At 42.4% G+C, this 19159-nt stretch carries 19 protein-coding genes; 8 read left to right on the plus strand and 11 right to left on the minus strand.

Going from position 1 to position 19159, the window contains the following annotated elements; translation table 11 throughout:
* Positions 1-208: 208 nt before the first annotated feature.
* The gene (locus ABWP91_RS00945; protein ID WP_353241591.1) at positions 209-2242 is read right to left on the minus strand and encodes a M13 family metallopeptidase; all 2034 of its coding nucleotides are present in this window, start codon (positions 2240-2242) and stop codon (positions 209-211) included.
* A gap of 309 nt (positions 2243-2551) precedes the next feature.
* Between ABWP91_RS00945 and cysB the strand changes: the two genes are divergently transcribed.
* From cysB to ABWP91_RS00960, 3 genes are all read left to right on the plus strand, one after another.
* Positions 2552-3526, plus strand: a complete 975-nt coding sequence (gene cysB, locus ABWP91_RS00950) for an HTH-type transcriptional regulator CysB (protein ID WP_353241592.1) — start codon at positions 2552-2554, stop codon at positions 3524-3526.
* A gap of 279 nt (positions 3527-3805) precedes the next feature.
* Positions 3806-6478: an aconitate hydratase AcnA gene (acnA, locus tag ABWP91_RS00955; protein ID WP_353241593.1), complete on the plus strand. Its 2673-nt coding sequence runs from the start codon at positions 3806-3808 to the stop codon at positions 6476-6478.
* A gap of 270 nt (positions 6479-6748) precedes the next feature.
* Positions 6749-7192 (plus strand): hypothetical protein, encoded by a 444-nt coding sequence (locus ABWP91_RS00960; protein ID WP_353241594.1) that lies wholly within the window; start codon positions 6749-6751, stop codon positions 7190-7192.
* A gap of 110 nt (positions 7193-7302) precedes the next feature.
* On the opposite strand, the gene hemB is transcribed toward ABWP91_RS00960, so the two are convergent.
* Both hemB and ribA read right to left on the minus strand, forming a co-directional pair.
* Positions 7303-8280: a porphobilinogen synthase gene (gene hemB, locus ABWP91_RS00965; RefSeq protein WP_219247803.1), complete on the minus strand. Its 978-nt coding sequence runs from the start codon at positions 8278-8280 to the stop codon at positions 7303-7305.
* Between the two features lie 183 nt (positions 8281-8463).
* On the minus strand, positions 8464-9060 hold the full coding sequence (gene ribA, locus ABWP91_RS00970; RefSeq protein ID WP_353241879.1) for a GTP cyclohydrolase II: 597 nt from the start codon (positions 9058-9060) through the stop codon (positions 8464-8466).
* A 218-nt stretch (positions 9061-9278) separates the two neighbouring features.
* Here ribA and ABWP91_RS00975 point away from each other — a divergent pair, with 218 nt between their 5' ends.
* The 5 genes from ABWP91_RS00975 (at position 9279) to yciH (ending at position 12737) form a co-directional block, all read left to right on the plus strand.
* The gene (locus tag ABWP91_RS00975; RefSeq protein WP_353241595.1) at positions 9279-10019 is read left to right on the plus strand and encodes a phosphatase PAP2 family protein; all 741 of its coding nucleotides are present in this window, start codon (positions 9279-9281) and stop codon (positions 10017-10019) included.
* A 127-nt stretch (positions 10020-10146) separates the two neighbouring features.
* Entirely contained in the window at positions 10147-10464 is a 318-nt protein-coding gene (locus ABWP91_RS00980; protein WP_353241596.1) for a LapA family protein, read from the plus strand.
* Positions 10465-10470: 6 nt separating this feature from the next.
* Entirely contained in the window at positions 10471-11643 is a 1173-nt protein-coding gene (gene lapB, locus ABWP91_RS00985) for a lipopolysaccharide assembly protein LapB (protein ID WP_353241597.1), read from the plus strand.
* 45 nt (positions 11644-11688) lie between these two features.
* Positions 11689-12414 (plus strand): orotidine-5'-phosphate decarboxylase, encoded by a 726-nt coding sequence (pyrF, locus tag ABWP91_RS00990; RefSeq protein ID WP_353241598.1) that lies wholly within the window; start codon positions 11689-11691, stop codon positions 12412-12414.
* A complete protein-coding gene (gene yciH / locus ABWP91_RS00995) occupies positions 12411-12737 on the plus strand; it encodes a stress response translation initiation inhibitor YciH (protein WP_353241599.1) in 327 nt (108 codons plus the stop codon). Before pyrF ends, yciH begins: the two co-directional genes overlap by 4 nt.
* A gap of 57 nt (positions 12738-12794) precedes the next feature.
* Here yciH and nadS read toward each other — a convergent pair whose 3' ends face one another.
* The 8 genes from nadS to rsxD all read right to left on the minus strand — a co-directional run bounded on the left by nadS (position 12795) and on the right by rsxD (position 19157).
* Positions 12795-13079: a NadS family protein gene (gene nadS / locus ABWP91_RS01000; protein WP_349424545.1), complete on the minus strand. Its 285-nt coding sequence runs from the start codon at positions 13077-13079 to the stop codon at positions 12795-12797.
* 1 nt (position 13080) lies between these two features.
* Positions 13081-13413 (minus strand): type II toxin-antitoxin system RelE/ParE family toxin, encoded by a 333-nt coding sequence (locus tag ABWP91_RS01005; protein WP_353241600.1) that lies wholly within the window; start codon positions 13411-13413, stop codon positions 13081-13083.
* Between the two features lie 155 nt (positions 13414-13568).
* Positions 13569-13787: an osmotically-inducible lipoprotein OsmB gene (gene osmB, locus ABWP91_RS01010; protein WP_353241601.1), complete on the minus strand. Its 219-nt coding sequence runs from the start codon at positions 13785-13787 to the stop codon at positions 13569-13571.
* A 200-nt stretch (positions 13788-13987) separates the two neighbouring features.
* Positions 13988-15931: an exoribonuclease II gene (locus ABWP91_RS01015; protein ID WP_353241602.1), complete on the minus strand. Its 1944-nt coding sequence runs from the start codon at positions 15929-15931 to the stop codon at positions 13988-13990.
* 132 nt (positions 15932-16063) lie between these two features.
* The gene (gene nth / locus ABWP91_RS01020; protein WP_353241603.1) at positions 16064-16705 is read right to left on the minus strand and encodes an endonuclease III; all 642 of its coding nucleotides are present in this window, start codon (positions 16703-16705) and stop codon (positions 16064-16066) included.
* A gap of 20 nt (positions 16706-16725) precedes the next feature.
* Positions 16726-17439 carry an electron transport complex subunit E gene (locus tag ABWP91_RS01025; protein WP_353241604.1) on the minus strand — a complete coding sequence of 238 codons (714 nt, stop codon included), beginning with the start codon at positions 17437-17439 and terminating at the stop codon, positions 16726-16728.
* On the minus strand, positions 17439-18068 hold the full coding sequence (rsxG, locus tag ABWP91_RS01030; RefSeq protein ID WP_353241605.1) for an electron transport complex subunit RsxG: 630 nt from the start codon (positions 18066-18068) through the stop codon (positions 17439-17441). The genes ABWP91_RS01025 and rsxG overlap by 1 nt, the downstream gene beginning before the upstream one ends.
* Positions 18069-18077: 9 nt before the next feature.
* Positions 18078-19157, minus strand: a complete 1080-nt coding sequence (gene rsxD, locus ABWP91_RS01035; protein ID WP_353241606.1) for an electron transport complex subunit RsxD — start codon at positions 19155-19157, stop codon at positions 18078-18080.
* Positions 19158-19159: the final 2 nt, after the last annotated feature.

A 19159-nucleotide genomic window follows, 5' to 3' on the forward strand; every position in this document is an offset into this window, starting at 1 on the left:
TAACTGACCATATTTTACGCTTTGGTGTTGTTGGCTGCGCTTGCTAACCCTAGTCACATACTGGTGTATGCTCCTAGGGCTTAGCTTCACTTGCCGCCTAGCCACAACGCAAACTATTTAGAGCAAGGTCTAAACTGTTAAGGGGAAGTCCTTAACTGACCTACACGGTTTAAAAGCTCGGAAAATATACCGAGCTTTTTTTCACCCATCACCAAATACGAATACGTTTTTCAGGTTCTAAGTAGAGGGCGTTGTCTTTATCGACACCAAAGGTTTGGTACCAATCATCGATATTACGTACAACGCCATTGGCGCGGAATTGGTTTGGACTGTGCGGGTCAGTCATAATTTTATTACGCTCAGACTCTTTATTCGACAGCTCTTGCCATGTACGTGCCCATGCGATGAAAAAGCGCTGTAAGCCAGTTGTGCCGTCAATAATTGGTGGTTCGCCATTAGGGTAATTCTCTTTAGCAAACTGCTTATAAGCACTCAATGCGATATTTAGCCCGCCTAAGTCCCCAATATTTTCGCCTAGAGTTAATTGCCCATTAACTTTCAGACCATCGACGTCAAACGCATTGTATTGTTCGACCAACTTCTCAGTTTTTTCTTTGAAGTGCGTTTTGGCGCTTTCACTCCACCAATTGCGTAGCTGGCCTGTACCGTCGTATAAACTGCCTTGGTCATCAAAGCCATGGCCCATTTCATGACCAATAACGGCACCGATAGCGCCATAGTTATAAGCAGGGTCAACATTTGGGTCGAAGAATGGCGCTTGTAAAATGGCAGCTGGGAAGACTATTTCATTTTGTACAGGGTTGAAATAGGCATTCACCGTTTGCGGTGTCATTCCCCATTCCCACTTGCGTACAGGTTGCCCCATTTTGCTCAACATATCATTGTACGACCATGCAACGACTTGTTTGTAGTTATCCAGAAGGGAATCTGGTTTTAAATTAATGCGACTGAAATCATTCCATTGGTCTGGATAGCCCACTTTTACGGTGAATTGTTCCAATTTTTTCAGGGCTTCTTGGCGGGTGTTTTCATCCATCCAATCGTTATCTTTCAAACGTGAATTAAATGTTCCTCGAACATAACTGACTAAATCTTTTATTTTTTCTTTGGATTGTGGGTCAAAATATTTTTCGACATAGATTTGCCCCAATGCTTCGCCCTGAAGGGAGTTTACCGTTTGTAATGCGCGTTCTTGACGAGTTCGTTGTTTCTCTACACCGTTGAGTTTTTTCGAATAAAAATCAAAATTCGCATCAGAAACGGCTTTGTTTAAATAGCGTGCATGGTCGCTAATATATTGAAACGTTAAATAATCCTTTAAGGTTGAAACGGGGGTTTTCGCGAAAATTTTTGCAGTTTGCTCAACGGCGCTATCTGTTTCTACCACCACTTTTTCAAGTTGTTTGTCGGTAAGATTGTAGCGATTAATAAAGCCATTCCAATCAAAACCTTGAGTGAAGTTTTTCATTTCAGGCAGTGACATCGCATGGTAGTTTTTGATAGTGTCACGGCGTGCTTCAGGGCTCCAATGCACTGTTGCAATGGCTTTTTCTAACTCGAAGATTTGTTGCGCTTTTTGTTCAACGTCTTTCTCGCCCGCCAGTTTCAACATTGTTGCGATATAGGCGATATAACTTTTTCGTATATCTTGCATCTGCGGGGTGTCATCGAGGTAATAAGTTCGATTTGGTAACCCTAAGCCCCCTTGGCCAACATACAAAACATACGTTTCAGGGGCTTTTGCATCTAAATCGACCCAGTAAGAAATCAATGAATTGAAATCTGGGTCAGTCATTAGCTGGCTGATATCCTGATGGTTTTTTGCTTTTGCAATCTCAGCTAAATCCTGTTTGATAGGGGAAAGGCCTGCTTTCTCTATGGCGTCTTCGTTTAGGAAGCTTTGGTATAAGTTACGGATATTTTGTTGATTATGGTTTAATTCATTTTTAGGTTTTTTTTGCAGTTCATCAATGATGGCTTGAGTTTGTTTTTCGGTATTTAAGTATAAATCAACGAAAGAGTTAATGCGGAGCATGCCCGTTGGGATTTTTGCTTTGCTTATCCAGTCTTCATTTACATAACGGTAGAAATCATTTCCAGGATTAATCGTATCGGATAACACAATTTTTTGTTGCCCGTAAGCCACTTCTTTAGCTAGTAATTGCGGGGCAAATGAAACCGTTGACATACCAATCAGCAGTGCTAAAACATTTATACGCATGTAAAAACCTCTCTTCGTTGAGAATCTATAACTCCACTTTATTCAGTTTATCTTGAAGTGGAAATCCTTCAAATTACGTTTATTCATTGAAACATATCACGAATTAAAGATAACCCGTCTTTGCAATATCTTACGTCATTGTATTGTGAATAGCTGACCTTAGATGAAATTTTGTCATCATGCTGTTTATTCTCGTTAGAATAATGTTATATTGGTTATATCGATTCTATTGTATATAATTTTTAGTTATAACTAATGTTTTTTAGCTATAGCGATTATCTCGTGATCCAGTAAGGGGTAGGCAGAAATATGAAATTGCAGCAATTACGTTATATTGTTGAAGTCGTTAACCATGACTTAAATGTCTCCTCTACGGCGGAGGGGCTTTTTACTTCGCAACCGGGTATCAGTAAGCAAGTGCGGATGTTGGAAGATGAGCTAGGCATCCAAATTTTTGCTCGTAGTGGTAAGCACCTAACGCATGTCACACCTGCGGGGGAAGAGGTTGTCCGTATTTCAAGAGAAGTACTGTCGAAAATTGAAGCGATACGCTCAGTCGCAGGGGAGCATACTTACCCAGATCGCGGTACCTTGAATATTGCAACTACTCATACGCAAGCTCGTTATGCGTTACCCCCGGTCATTAAAGGCTTTATTGAGCGCTACCCTCATGTGTCTTTGCATATGCAGCAAGGTACGCCAACCCAAATCGCAGAAGAGGTATGCAAGGGTAACAGTGATTTTGCTATAGCCACTGAAGCGCTTCATCTGTATAGCGACTTGATTATGTTGCCTTGCTACCATTGGAACCGCTGTGTGGTCGTGCAAAAGGACCATCCGCTAGCGACGAAAAAGAATGTGACCATTGAAGATCTCGCGGAATATCAAATTGTGACTTATACCCATGGGTTTACAGGCCGCTCAGAACTGGATGTCGCTTTCCAAAAAATAGGCTTAGAGCCGAAAATTATTTTTACAGCGACAGACGCGGATGTCATTAAAACTTACGTTAGACTGGGGCTGGGTATTGGTATCATCGCCAGTATGGCGGTCGATGCGGTAAATGATTCTGACCTTGTTGTCATTGATATGCGTGATAAGTTCAGCTATAGCACCACCAAAATTGGCTTTAAACGCACCAGTTTCTTGCGTAGCTATATGTATGATTTCTTATGGCGTTTTGCCCCACATTTAACTCGTGATGTGGTGGATAAGGCGATTGCCATTCGTAACAATGATGAAATTGAAGCATTTTTTAAAGATATTCAGTTACCGATTATTTGATTTTTGTATTATTGCCTGCTTATCTTTTGGTAGCCACATTATTAACAGTGGCTACCATTAATAACTTAATTATTTGTAATATTGAATTTTTTACCCTTATTCACGCTTATCCTTTCCCTTCTTATCTTAAATTTCCTATGATTAATAGGTCTAAACTGCAAATTTGGCACAAAAGCTATAAATCAAATTTATAAAGCAACTATGATTACAATTGGTTAACAAAAAATAATGGTGGTAAATAAACATTATTGCCATAGCCATAAAAACCAAGGAGGAGTTATGTCGTTGAGTCTAAAAACAACGAGTGCCTCAACACTCGCTGTCGGAAACAAGCAGTATAATTACTTCAGTTTGGCGCTTGCCGCGAAAAAAATCGGTGACGGTTCAAAGCTGCCAAAATCCCTCAAAGTGTTACTCGAAAATTTGTTACGCCATGTCGATGGCACATCTGTTGTTGAACAAGACCTACAAGCCATTATTGATTGGCAAAAAAATGCCCATGCAGATAGGGAAATTGCCTATCGACCCGCCCGTGTACTGATGCAAGATTTTACAGGTGTTCCTGCTGTTGTTGACCTTGCAGCAATGCGTGAAGCAGTGAAATCATTAGGGGGGAATGTCAATCAAGTTAATCCATTATCGCCTGTTGATTTGGTTATTGACCATTCGGTGATGGTGGATGAATTTGCCACACAATCTGCATTTGGTGAAAACGTCGAAATTGAAATGGCGCGTAACCACGAGCGTTATTTATTTCTGCGTTGGGGGCAAAAAGCCTTTAACCGTTTTCAAGTTGTGCCACCAGGCACAGGGATTTGCCATCAGGTTAACTTAGAATACCTCGGTAAAGCGGTTTGGCATGAGGAAATTGACGGAAAGCTATATGCTTACCCAGATACCCTTGTCGGTACTGACTCCCATACCACTATGATCAACGGGCTCGGCGTGTTGGGTTGGGGAGTGGGGGGAATTGAAGCTGAGGCTGCAATGTTAGGCCAGCCAGTCTCCATGCTGATCCCTGATGTGGTTGGGTTTAAGTTAACGGGTAAATTATCGGAAGGTATTACGGCAACTGACCTTGTTTTAACCGTTACTCAAATGTTACGTAAACATGGTGTTGTCGGTAAATTTGTGGAATTCTACGGTGATGGTTTGGCGGATTTGCCCTTAGCTGACCGTGCAACCATTGCAAATATGTCACCAGAATATGGTGCAACCTGTGGTTTCTTCCCAATCGATGACATTACGTTGTCTTATATGCGATTAACAGGGCGCAGTGACGATGAAGTGTCGCTGGTGGAAGCGTATAGTAAAGAGCAGGGGTTATGGCGCCATGCAGGCGATGAACCTATCTTTACCAGTACCCTTGAATTGGATATGTCGACCGTTGAATCCAGCCTTGCTGGCCCGAAACGTCCACAAGATAGAGTAGAACTGAGCCAAGTGCCAAAAGCATTCCGTGGTGCCGTTGAGCTTGAAGTGAACAAACAAGATAAAAACGCGCACCCAGAAGTGAAATACCAAAATAAAACGTTTGAACTCACCGATGGCGCAGTCGTGATTGCTGCGATTACATCTTGTACCAATACCTCAAACCCGAGTGTCCTGATGGCGGCGGGGCTGTTAGCGAAAAAAGCCGTTGAAAAAGGATTATCTCGCCAACCATGGGTTAAATCATCCCTTGCTCCGGGTTCTAAAGTGGTCACGGATTACTTGGCTGTAGCGGGGTTAACGCCTTATTTAGATAAACTCGGTTTTAACCTTGTCGGGTATGGATGTACTACCTGTATCGGTAACTCAGGCCCATTACCAGAACCAATTGAAACGGCGATTAAACAAACCGATTTAACTGTGGGTGCTGTGCTTTCGGGGAACCGAAACTTTGAAGGGCGGATCCATCCTCTGGTAAAAACCAACTGGCTGGCGTCACCACCGCTCGTTGTAGCATATGCCCTTGCGGGTAATATGAATATTAATTTGAAAAATGAACCACTGGGCGTGGATAAACAAGGTAATGATGTTTATCTGAAAGACATTTGGCCGACCAGTGCTGAAATTGCTCAAGCAGTGCAGCAAGTTAAAACGGATATGTTCCGCAAAGAATACAATGCCGTATTTGAAGGTGATGATGCGTGGCGAGCGCTCGAAGTTGAAAGCTCGTCAACCTATCATTGGCAGGGGGACTCAACTTATATTCGTCATCCACCATTTTTTGAAGGTATGAACGCTCAACCTGCGCCAGTTAAAGATATTCACGGTGCCAATATTTTGGCCATTCTTGGTGATTCGGTGACCACTGACCATATTTCTCCTGCGGGGAATATTAAGAAAGATAGCCCAGCGGGGCGCTACCTTCAAGAGCACGGTGTCGCGGTTGCAGATTTTAACTCTTACGGTTCACGTCGGGGTAACCATGAAGTGATGATGCGCGGGACGTTTGCCAATATTCGCATTCGTAATGAAATGGTACCAGGTGTTGAAGGCGGCTATACCTTGCATATTCCTACAGGACAGCAAATGGCGATTTACGATGCTGCTATGTTGTACCAGCAAGAAAAACGCACATTAGCTATTATTGCAGGTAAGGAATATGGTTCAGGCTCAAGCCGTGACTGGGCGGCAAAAGGAACCAATTTATTAGGCGTTCGTGTGGTGATTGCAGAATCCTATGAGCGTATTCACCGTTCAAACTTAATCGGTATGGGCGTCGTGCCTCTGGAGTTTAAAGAGGGTATGTCCCGTAAAACCCTTGGGTTAAAAGGGGATGAGCGCATTGATGTAGTTGGCTTACAATCACTGACTCCGGGGCAAGACTTAAAAGTGAAAATCACGTTTGGAAACGGTGAAGTGAAAGAGATTACTACGCGCTGTCGTATCGACACAGGCACCGAAATGGAGTATTACCGCCATGGCGGTATCTTGCATTATGTCATCCGACAAATGCTTCACTAACTCGCACTAACGAAAAACGTCTGTTTGGTTAATCCTACAGGCGTTTTTTTATTTCTGTCTTATTTCTTAATCTTGTTTTTTCTCAATATTTTCGATGTTGATCTACGTTATGGTGTGAGGTAGATGGTTAAATATGAGGGAGAAAACCATTCTTTATCCAATCAGCACTGGGTGAAGTTCGCCATAAATCAGTTTCTTTGTTTGAATTAATATCCATGTAATGGATTCGGAACCGCTAAATTTATCGAAAACAACGTAAAGGAAATATATATGGCAGATATCAATGAAACCGATTTCTATAAAGGGGCATTGTGGGCAGCAGATATCTTATTAACAACTTCTCATTTTGATGGTTCGAATGAAGAAGTTCGCGATATTTTAGAACATATTCCTAATTTGTATTCTATTGTGATGAGAACACCTGAAACGGAAGTTCATGACTTACGTCTCTATGCGGACAAAGAATTCCCACTTGGCTTAAATGCAGATTACACTGCAATTACTATCGCACCATTAAAAGAGTATTTTGATATTGTTCCAATGCCGGATCAAAACCCGGAGAGTATTACTTTCGAGGTGGAGTTTTGGGGCGTTGTCGCTAAAACAACAGCGGGTAAAGACGATTTATTGATTGCGGGCTTACCTTCGGCAGAAGTCGCTCAGCATTATGCGAAAACGTTAACCCATCAGCTTGATATTCAGCGTGGAAAATAACTGGTTGGTTTGTTTTTAGTCTTTTTTGGGTTATTTTTCAATCACAAATGCCAAAAAACCGTGATACTGTGTTTATATCCAGTATCACGGTTTTGTTATAAGCTTAAAGACTATAAGACCTTACTTTCAGCCAGTTGTAAGGCAAAATAAGTGAAGATTAGGTCAGCACCTGCACGTTTAATTGAGCCTAATGTTTCCAGTGCCACACGTGTTTCATCAATCGCGCCTGCTTGCGCTGCAAATTTGATTTGTGCGTATTCACCACTGACTTGATAGGCCCCAATAGGTAATTGCGTGTGCTCACGTAAGTCGCGGATAATATCGAGATAAGCCCCAGCGGGTTTGATCATCAGTGCATCGGCACCTTCACGTTCGTCAATCAACGACTCATGCAGGGCTTCACGACGGTTCATTGGGTTCATTTGGTAGGTTTTACGGTCACCTTTTAAACAGGAACCCGCTGCATCGCGGAATGGGCCATACAGTGCGGATGCGAATTTTGTGGAATAGGACATAATGGCGGTATCCGTAAATCCAGCTTCATCCAGTGCATGACGAATAGCAGCAACTTGGCCATCCATTGCCGCAGAAGGGGCAATAAAGTCTGCACCAGCACGAGCAGCTGCAACTGCTTGTAAACCTAAATTGTGAATAGTGGCATCATTATCAACGACATGATTGTGCATTACACCACAATGGCCGTGAGAGGTGTATTCGCAAAAACAGGTATCAGACATGACAATCATTTCAGGAACAGTGTCTTTACAGATACGGGACATACGGGCAACTAAGCCATTCTCCTGCCACGCATCACTGCCGTTATCATCAAGGTGATGGGAAACACCAAAGGTCATAACGGATTTAATCCCTGCGTTTGCGATACGCTCAATTTCATACGCCAAACGTTTTTCAGGAATACGCATCACACCGGGCATGCTATTGATTGGCATGTAGTCGTCGAGCTCTTCCTCAACGAAAATTGGCAAACAAAGGTCATTTACTGACAGATGAGTTTCTTGGAATAAAGTGCGGAGTTTTTCAGTTTTACGCAGCCTTCTCATGCGTTGAATAGAATGCAGGTTGTTCACAATATCTCCTTGTAGTTTGATGAATAAGCAAAAAATTTGGGGCTATTCATCAAGGTAATAATATTGAGAACAGTATAAACCTTATAGAAAGAAAGTGAATATAGCCATTAAGAAATGGCACACATTGAACGAAGATGAGTGGAGAAAAGGGAAGAGCGCAGGCACTCTTCCTTTGCAACGAGCTTACTGGTGCTTAAATAGCAGATGGCCCATTTTTTGAGCTTTAACATCAAGATAGTGTTCATTACTCGGGTTTCGACCCACAATCAGTGGCACACGTTCAACCACATTAATACCTGCTTCTCGCATGATATCGATTTTTTTCGGGTTATTTGTCAACAAGCGAACTTCGTTGATCCCCAGTAATTTATACATATCTGAGCACAGCGTAAAGTCACGTTCATCCGCTTTAAAACCTAATTTTAGATTGGCTTCAACGGTGTCTAAACCTTGATCTTGCAAAGCATACGCACGAATTTTATTGAGCAAGCCAATATTTCGGCCTTCTTGGCGATGGTATAGGAGTACCCCACGACCTTCTTGACTAATTTGAGAAAGCGCCGCTTCTAATTGGAAACCACAATCGCAACGTAAGCTAAATAGCGCATCACCTGTTAAACATTCAGAGTGAATACGGCTGAGAACGGGGGTATCCCCAGAGATGTCACCAAAGATTAAAGCGACATGGTCGTGACCAGTTGCAATTTCTTCAAAACCCACCATCAGAAACTCACCGAAAGGTGTTGGGAGTTTTGCTTGAGCAACACGTTTTAGCTGCATATTTTCATTCATTAGTTAAAGTAACTCTTGCTTAATGTAGTAACGTAAATCGATATAAGGGACATTGAGTATAATATATCGATGCTATATGACGTTTTGCATATAGGGGGCTGGCAATCTTTGCACACGACCAACACTGTATTACTATAACAGAGTTACTCATAAGTGAATGGAATATTTATTTATAAGACCAAATTAATATTTATGGAATGCATTGAATGAGAAAGACTATTTTAGTTGTTGGCCTGTTTGCTATTTTATTGGTATTACCACCAATGATAATGTTGATTTTAGGGTGGCAATGGGCGCCAGAAAGCCAATTTAAATCAATGAAATGGTTGCTATGGCTAACCGATACGGCGGGGGCACCATACAGTATTATTACGTCATTAGCACTTATGGTTATTATCATCTTCAGATTACGTGCAGAAAAAGGCATTGTATTGAAAATCGTGATTATTATTGCTAGTGCTTTGCTACTTCAACAAGGTACTAAAACATTACTTAAAAACCATTTTCAAGAGCCACGGCCTTATGTAGCTTGGCTTGAACAGCAATATGATGTGACGCATTCGGATTTTTATGAATTAACACGAGCTGCTCGGGCCAAGCTGATTAAAACCGTGGTTAAACAACATGAAGATATCGCTAAGTGGCAACGAAAGCATTGGCAAGCTGAAACGGGGTACTCATTTCCATCAGGGCATATGTTATTTGCCGCAGGTTGGGCATTGTTGTTTATTGCCTTTTTTTGGCAAAGAGGCGATTACGGCCTGTCAATTGGGTTAGCGCTATGGGCCGAAGGGATCGCATTTAGCCGCATGCTATTAGGGATGCATTGGCCAATTGATGTCATCACGTCTGTATTTATCAGCGCGTTTTTTGCCATATTGGCTTATGGTGTATTTCTGTTGTTAAAACGAAAGAAAAAGTCGGTCAATCTTTCATCGATAGGGTGATTATTGTGTCAAATCGTATGAAATTTCGGATTTGTATAAAATAAATTGCTTTGTCTGGATGCGTGGGAAATGCTACCTTATCAGGTAGATATTATTGAATGGATAAGAACTGATAACGGGAACAAATGTGAAATACTTTCTGATTTTATTACTGGCGGTCGCGTTTTTTATTATCTCGATTACGCTAGGTTCAAGCAATGATCAGGTTATTACATTTAACTACCTGATAGCAAAAGGGGATTTTTCTTTATCAACCCTTCTTGCATCACTTTTTGGTGTCGGTTTTGTGCTGGGATGGCTGGTATGTGCGGCATTTTATTTACGTACAATTGTTAGCCTGAAAAATGCACGTCGTAAAATTAGACGTTTAGAATCACAATTAGGTGCTGGGGAAAGTAATCTTTCTGACTCTACCTCATTAGTGACGACTCAGAACAAGGAATAATCCTGTATGTTCGAGTTGCTGTTTCTGTTGCTTCCTGTGGCTGCCGCTTATGGTTGGTATATGGGGCGCAGAAGTGCTCAACAAGATAAGCAACTGCATGCTAACCGCTTGTCTCGCGATTATGTGACAGGTGTGAATTTCTTGTTGTCAAATCAACAAGATAAAGCTGTCGATTTATTTTTAGATATGCTTAAAAATTATGACAGCTCTGCATTTGAAGCGCATTTAACCTTAGGGAATTTATTTCGTTCTCGTGGTGAGGTTGAACGCGCCATCCGTATCCACCAATCGCTGGTGGAAAGTGCATCGTTATCCTTCGAACAACGCCTACTCGCAACTCAACAGCTTGGTCGTGATTATATGACCGCAGGGGTGTACGACCGCGCCGAAAATATGTTCCAACAACTCACGGATGAAGTGGACTTCAAGCAAAGTGCTTTGCAATCTTTGCTGAATATTTACCAGTTAACCAGTGAATGGACGAAAGCTATCGATGTTGCGGGTAAGTTGGTTAAACTTGGTCATCACGAATTACGCGAGCAAATTGCCCATTTTTATTGCGAGCTCGCGACCCAACAATTGGCAAGTGATGACCTTGATGATGCTCAAACCTTACTAAATAAGGCTGAACAAGCCGATAAAAACTGTGCGCGGGTTTCGATTATGAAAGGCCGTATTTTTATTGAGCAAGCCGCGTATGAAAAGGCCATTCATGTTTTAAAACAAGTGTATGAGCAAGATAGGGAATTGGTTACGGAAACACTGCCACTGCTCCATGATTGCTATCAACGCACTGGCCAATTGGATGCATGGGAAGATTACTTACGTCAATGTGTAGCGGGTAATTCGGGCGCGATTGCCGAGCTGTATCTAGCAGATATTATTGTTGAAAAACAAAATCATGAAGCTGCTGCAAATTATATTAATGACCAAATTCAACGTCATCCAACCATGCGTCTGTTTTATCGTTTAATGGATTATCACCTTGAAGAAGCGGAAGAAGGCCGAGCAAAAGAAAGTTTGATTTTGCTAAGAAAAATGGTGGGTGAGCAAATCCGTACAAAACCTGATTACCGTTGCCATAAATGTGGCTTTACTTCTCGTTCATTATATTGGCATTGCCCATCATGTCGTTCTTGGGATACGATCAAACCCATTCGCGGGTTAGATGGTCAGTGACAGCGTCACTTTTTAACCTCATAACAACTCACTAAAGGCTATGAAATGATTTCCTCAACTGAGAACCAGACACACTCGCCAATCATTGTGGCACTTGATTACGAAGATGCTAATGATGCACTGGCGTTTGTTGACCGTATTGACCCGCGTGATTGTCGCCTTAAAGTGGGCAAGGAAATGTTCACGTTCAATGGTCCTCAATTTGTCAAATCGCTCCATGACCGTGGCTTCGATATCTTCTTAGATTTAAAATTTCACGATATTCCAAATACCGTTGCCCGCGCTGTTGCTGCCTCCGCTGAAATGGGCGTATGGATGGTCAACGTGCATGCAGGCGGTGGGGCTCGAATGATGGAAGCTGCTCGCCAAGCGCTTGAAGCTTACGGTAAAGATGCGCCTTTATTAACCGCAGTAACAGTTTTGACTAGTATGGATGAAACCGATTTAGTGGGCGTGGGGATCCACGATTCACCTGCAGTTCATGCTGAGCGTCTTGCGTTGCTGACTAAGCAATGCGGCCTTGATGGTGTTGTGTGCTCGGCGCATGAAGCACTGCGCTTAAAAAGCTTATGTGGTAAAGATTTTAAATTAGTCACACCAGGCATTCGCCCTGAAGGCAGTGATGTTGGCGATCAGCGCCGTATCATGACACCACAAGATGCCGTTAAAGCGGGGGTAGATTATATGGTCATTGGTCGCCCGATCACCCGTAGCGAAAACCCAGCGTTAACCTTGCAACAAATCAATCAATCTATTAAAGGCCTCGTATGAGTGATTCAAATAGCCGTCTCGTGTATAGCACAGACATTGGCCGTATTGATGAAGAAAAACCGACGGTAGAAAGGCCAAAAGGTGACGGTATCGTCCGAATTCGCCGGGAAACATCAGGCCGTAAAGGCAAGGGAGTTTGTGTTGTTACAGGGCTTGACCTCGATGATGCTGAACTCACAAAACTTGCGGCTGAACTGAAAAAGAAATGTGGTTGTGGCGGTGCAGTGAAGGATGGAAATATTGAAATTCAAGGGGATAAGCGAGATGTCATTAAGCAACTTCTTGAAGTAAAAGGCATGCAAGTTAAATTAGCTGGTGGCTGATTAAAATAATTAAAGAAAAAACGGTGATTGCAGATGTAATCACCGTTTTTTTATGGTTTAAATTGCAGCGAGTTCTTTGAATAATTCAGGGTTTCTTTTTATCGCCACTAACACTTTTGCCGCTAGCCCAGTTGGGTTACGTCGCTTTAATTCCCAGCTTTTAATGGTATCAACGCTAGTCCCTAATGCGTTAGCCAATTCGCTTTGTGAAACATTGAGTTGTTCTCTAATCGCTTTGACATCAGCCACTTCATAACGGGTGATCTTAGCGGCTTTTTTTGTGCCGTTTTTGATTTCAACCGCTTCTTCTAAAGAGGCTTTTAATTCATTGAAAATACTCATGTTATACCTCTCCTTTAAGTATTGTTGTGAGTTTTTTTAATTCTGCTTTTTCTTTGTCAGTGAGTGTGTCTTTTTCACTTTTAGGATAAGCCATTATAAAATATATAATTTCTTTAGTCGCTAAAAAATAAATGCCCCTTGCACTGCCACTTTTTCCTTGATTACCCAGCGTCATTCTAATTTTGCGTAGCCCACCCGTTCCTTGGGTGAGGTCGCCTTTATCTGGCCATGCAATAAGTTGATTTTGTCGTGCTCTAAGTTCTTCTGTTGTGGCAATGGTTTGTATTTGTTTGGTGAAAAAAGTGGTTTCAATAAATTCAATAGCATGGCTCATAGGGCTCCCTCCCTAAAATAGATTTGATAAGCGTACAGTGTACACCTCTAGTGGTCAAGTATTATCTCTGATAAGACTAGTTTTAGGTAACTTAAGATAAAATAGCGCCAAAAGAATGGCGCTATTTAGAGAATGTGGGGAGAGTTTATTGTGAGTTATTTGCCAACTTGGTGACCTATGATCCCACCAATGGCAGCACCGCCTACCGTACCAATTGAACTGCCCCCTGTAAGCACAGCACCACCGACGGCACCGACACCAGCACCAATGGCCGTATTTTTATCGCGCTTAGACATGTTGGAACACGCACTTACGCTTACAGCGACGGTTGCAATAACCATAAATGATAAAATGCGTTTGCTGACAGTATTCATTTTTCAATCCTTAACACGTATTAAACAAATCATAAATTAGCATGATAGGTAAATTTACGAATAAGAATAATCAGGAAAAAATAGCGAATAAGGGTTCAAGTTTAACGTTAAATGCGAATTAATCGCTACTGATTAGATTACAAGCAAAGAAAAGACCATAAGCATTCACTTATGGCCTTTTAAAGATAGCATAGAAAGTATTATTCTGCTGGGCGTGCAACGATATTACGTGTTTCCATACGAACTTCCGCAATGGTGACATTAATAATATCATTGAGTTGATATGCTTTTTCACCTTTAACCAGAACGCTACCAGTTTCTTGGCTACACTGAATTTCATCACGAACACTGTGAATAAATGGTGCTGGGACGAACGCGACAGCACCGTTATCGACTAAGCGAACACGTATACCACCGCGGGTGATATCAATAATTTCCGCTGGGAATTTTGTATCTGTACCTTCAAATGGTTTTAGGTAGCGAGAATAGAGCCAGTCACCCACATCACGTTCAGCCATTCGGTTTGCACGGCGGCGTTCTGCCAATTTAATGGAAAGCTCTTCAGTAGGTTTATCCGTTGAAGGCTTGCCAGCAATAATGGATTTTAATAACCGATGGTTAACGATATCGGTGTATTTACGAATTGGTGATGTCCATGTTGCGTAGGCATCAAAACCGAGACCAAAGTGGGGGCCTGGATCGGCTTTAACTTCCGCAAAAGTTTGGTAACGGCGAATTCGACTATCTAAGAACTGAGTAGGCTGTGCATCAAGCTTACGGCGTAACTGACGGAAACCTTCCAGCGATAACAACGATTCTGCGGTAGTTTCAATACCATTGTCTTTTAAGGTTTGAACAACTTGTTCAATCTGCAGTGGCTCAAAGCCCATATGCACGTTGAAAACCCCGAAACCTAATTTTTCTTTTAATACGCTGGCAGCGCAAAGGTTAGCGGTGATCATCGCTTCTTCAACTATGCGGTTAGAACTGCGACGGCTTTCTGAGACGATATCAATGACATTACCTTTATCATCGAGCACAAAGCGGTAATCAGGGCGGTCTTTAAAGACTAACGCATTGGTTTCGCGCCAGTGTAAGCGTCTATCCGCCATTTCTTTTAACAGCAATATTTGCTGTTTGTCTGTGTCATTGGCGGGTTGCCAGTTTCCAGTTTCTTCAAGCCAATCAGAAACTTCGTCATACACTAATTTAGTTTTTGACTCGACCCAAGCACTGAAGAACTCAATATTGTCATCAATACGGCCATCAGCATGAATTTGAGTTACACACACTAAAGCAGGGCGGCGTTCATTCGGGCGCAAAGAACATAAATCATCTGACAATTGACGCGGTAACATTGGAATATTGAAACCGGGTAAATAGTTGGTATAAGAACGAGCAAGGGCCAGTTTGTCTAATTCACTGCCTTCGCGGATATAACTGGTAGGGTCTGCGATAGCGATAAATAACTTAAGATTACCATCAGCGGTTTTTTCAGCATACAGAGCATCATCCATATCTTCAGTGCTAGCGCTGTCGATAGTCACAAAATGTAAGTCAGTTAAATCAACGCGTTCAATGCCTTGATCATCCCGCTCACTTTCCACCATTTGCGGTTCATCACGGTCTAATTGGTGACGGCGTAACGTTACCCACCATGGCGCAAAGTGGTCATCGCCTTCAGTGATGTATTCAGTGATATCTGCGTAAAAGCTTTTATCCCCTTTTAAGGGGTGACGGCGCATTTGAGCAACGACCCAATCATTTTGCTTAAATTCGTGGGTAATACCATTTACAGGACGACATAAAATCATGTCTTTGAGTAACGGGTGATCGGGGATAACAAATAAACGATTGTCGTTTTCTTTTTTCTGAATTTTACCAACAAACCTATCTAAAAAAGGCTCGACAAGTTCTTCTGGCTCAGCAAATTCACGGTCTTTATCTGTATGAACTGCAGCGATGACACGGTCACCATGCATCACTTTTTTCATTTGCGGAGGCGGAATAAAATAGCTTTTTTGGCCATCAACTTCTAAAAAGCCAAAACCTTTTTCAGTGCTTTTTACCAACCCTTCAACACGAGGTGTTTGGGCGTGTAATGTCTGTTTAAGTTGTGCGAGCAGTGGGTTGTCTTGAAACATACTTACCGTTTTATTAAGTTTGAGTTTGGCTCTATTGTTACGTAAGACAAAGTCTTAGAGCAAGGAAAAAATGCGTTGTGCTTATGATTAGCACGATGACCTATCTTTTTCGTTAGCGAAAGCACGATATCGTTAATCTTCTGGGTAGACTTTATCTTTAAATTCACAGAGGTCTTCGATAATACATGAGCCACAGCGCGGCTTGCGTGCGATACAAGTATAACGCCCATGGAGAATAAACCAGTGATGGCAATCAACTTTAAATTCAGCAGGGACGACTTTGATTAATTTTTCTTCAACGGCTACAACGTCTTTACCTGGGGCAAAGTTGGTACGGTTGCACACGCGAAATATGTGGGTATCAACGGCGATGGTTGGCCAGCCAAAGGCCGTATTAAGAACGACATTGGCAGTTTTACGACCAACACCAGGAAGGGCTTCAAGGGCTTCACGGTTTTCGGGGACTTGGCTATTGTGTTTTTCAATCAGTATCTTACAGGTTTTGTAGACACTTTCGGCTTTGGTATTAAATAGGCCAATGGTTTTAATGTATTCTTTGATGCCATCAACACCGAGCGCCATGATTGTTTCTGGGGTATTTGCCACAGGATAAAGCTTGGCGGTCGCTTTATTAACACTGACATCCGTCGCTTGGGCGGATAACAACACAGAGATCAATAGCTCAAACGGGGAGCTAAATTCTAGCTCCGTCGTTGGGTGCGGGTTGTTGTCCCGTAAGCGAGTTAAAATTTCAATACGTTTTGATTTATTCATTGCTCACATTAATTTGTTGATTAAGAAAGATGACCGCCACAACCTTGTTGTTTTTCATATTCACGTGCGGGCTGATGATCGGCTTGCAACGCCGCTCTTTTTTTCATTTTTTCATCAATTAAATATTTTGCTGCTAACAATAGGGCAAGGCCAATAAAGGCACCTGGTGGTAGCATAGCGAGTAAAAATGGAGAATCAAGGTGAATAACTTCAATGCGTAATGAGGTTGCCCATGAGCCTAACAGTAAATCAGCCCCATCAAATAAGGTTCCGTTACCTAAAATCTCACGGATTGACCCTAAAACAAACAAGGTTGCAGTTGCCCCTAAGCCCATCGCAAAGCCATCAATTGCAGATAACGAAACGGGATTGCGGGATGCATAAGCTTCCGCACGGCCAATAACAATACAGTTAGTCACAATCAACGGAATAAAAATCCCCAGTGATTCATATAATCCAAAGGCATAAGCATTGATTAACATCTGCACAGCACTCACGACTGAGGCTATGATCATCACATAAATTGGGATGCGAATTTCGGAGGGTACCCAGCGTCGCAGGGCTGAAACCGCCACATTAGTACATATCAGCACCAATGTGGTTGCAAGGCCAAGCCCGAGCGCATTGGTTGCTGTTGATGAAACCGCTAATAGTGGGCAGAGCCCTAATAGTTGTACCAATGCAGAGTTATTTTTCCATAACCCTTGGACTAATAAATCTTTAGATTCACTCATTATTCTTCCCCACAAGTTGGGTAAGTTGCTAATTCTTGCGGAATAGTTTGCATAAAGACCGCAGTTCGTTTAGTGGCATTGACCACTGCTCTTGGTGTGATGGTGGCGCCAGTGAATTGGTCAAACTCACCTCCATCTTTTTTGACTGCCCATTTCGGGTCATTTGGTGATTCGATTTTCTTCCCGCTTAAATGTGTGATCCAATCTGAAATACGTGTTTCAATTTTATCACCAAGCCCTGGCGTTTCATGGTGTTCAGTCACACGGACACCTAAAACGGTACCGTTAAAATCGGCACCTACCAACAAGTGAATGGCGCCTGAATAACCATCCAATGCCGTGGTTTCTAACGCTGCGGCAACAGGCTCACCATTTTTACGGGCAATGTACAAACGCCGTGGCTGTTTATTGCCTAATATCGCTTCATTAGTGACTAGATAACATTCTTTTGTTAAATCATTATCATAGAGGTCACTGGGGACGACTTGGTCAAGCAATTTTTTCTGCACAATCGCCGCTTGTTCAGCAATAATATCTTTCGTTAAAGTATAGACCGCTGCACTTAATGCCGTGGTTCCTGCGGCAAATATAGCAAGGATTGTTCCGTGACGTCGCATTGTATTTAACATGTTGGCTCCTTATTTATGCCCATATGCACGCGGTTGAGTGTAATAATCAATTAACGGCACGGTGATGTTGGCCAACAATACAGCGAAGGCAACGGCATCAGGGTAACCTCCATAAACGCGGATCACCCACACTAAGAAACCAATAATTACACCAAAAATAATCCGTCCTTTTGGTGTTGTCGAGGCAGTAACTGGGTCGGTTGCGATAAAGAACGCACCCAACATGGTGGCACCTGACAATAAATGAACGAGTGGTGGCGCATAACGGCTATCATCAATTAGATAACTGATTACTGCGAAAACAGCCAGTGTGCCTAAGAATGATAGCGGAATATGCCAGCTAATAATACGGCGGTTAATCATGATCAAACCACCAATAAGATACGCAATATTTACCCACTGCCAGCCAATACCCGCTAATGAACCTTGCAATATAGGTTGTTGCAATACGTCAGAAATAGGGTGTGTTAGCAAACCCGTTTTAAAGCTATCCAACGGTGTGGCTTGGCTCATGCCATCTATGCCTGTTCGCAACTGATCAAGCGTTACTCCCGAAGCGGTGTGTCCACTGAAGATAACGGACAAGCTATCAATAGCGGAGATATGCATGTTTTGCAATTCTTGCGGTGGTAGCCAGTTGGTCATATGCACGGGGAATGATATCAATAATACAACATAACCAACCATAGCTGGGTTGAATGGGTTCTGTCCCAATCCCCCATAACATTGCTTGGCGATGGTAATTGCAAAGAATGTCCCTAATACAATTAACCACCAAGGTGATAATGGCGGTAGGCTGATCCCCAGCAATAGGGCGGTGACAATGGCAGAATTATCTTTAAGCACCGGAACAACAGGCTGTTTGCGTAAGCGTATGGAAACAGCTTCAGTCACAACCGCCGTGAGCATCGCTAAAACAATTTGATAGAGTGTACCGATACCAAAAAAGTAAATTTGTGCCGCAATTCCCGGAATGGCGGCAAGAAGTACCCAAAACATCACTAAGCTGGTGCTTTGGTTATTATGAGTAAATGGTGCGCTTGCAATTTTTAGTCGGCGATTTTTCGCATCAATTGGCCTAAATTTCATTT

Origin of the sequence: Providencia sp. (assembly GCF_040396775.1) — a bacterium.
Classification (GTDB): Bacteria; Pseudomonadota; Gammaproteobacteria; order Enterobacterales; family Enterobacteriaceae; genus Providencia.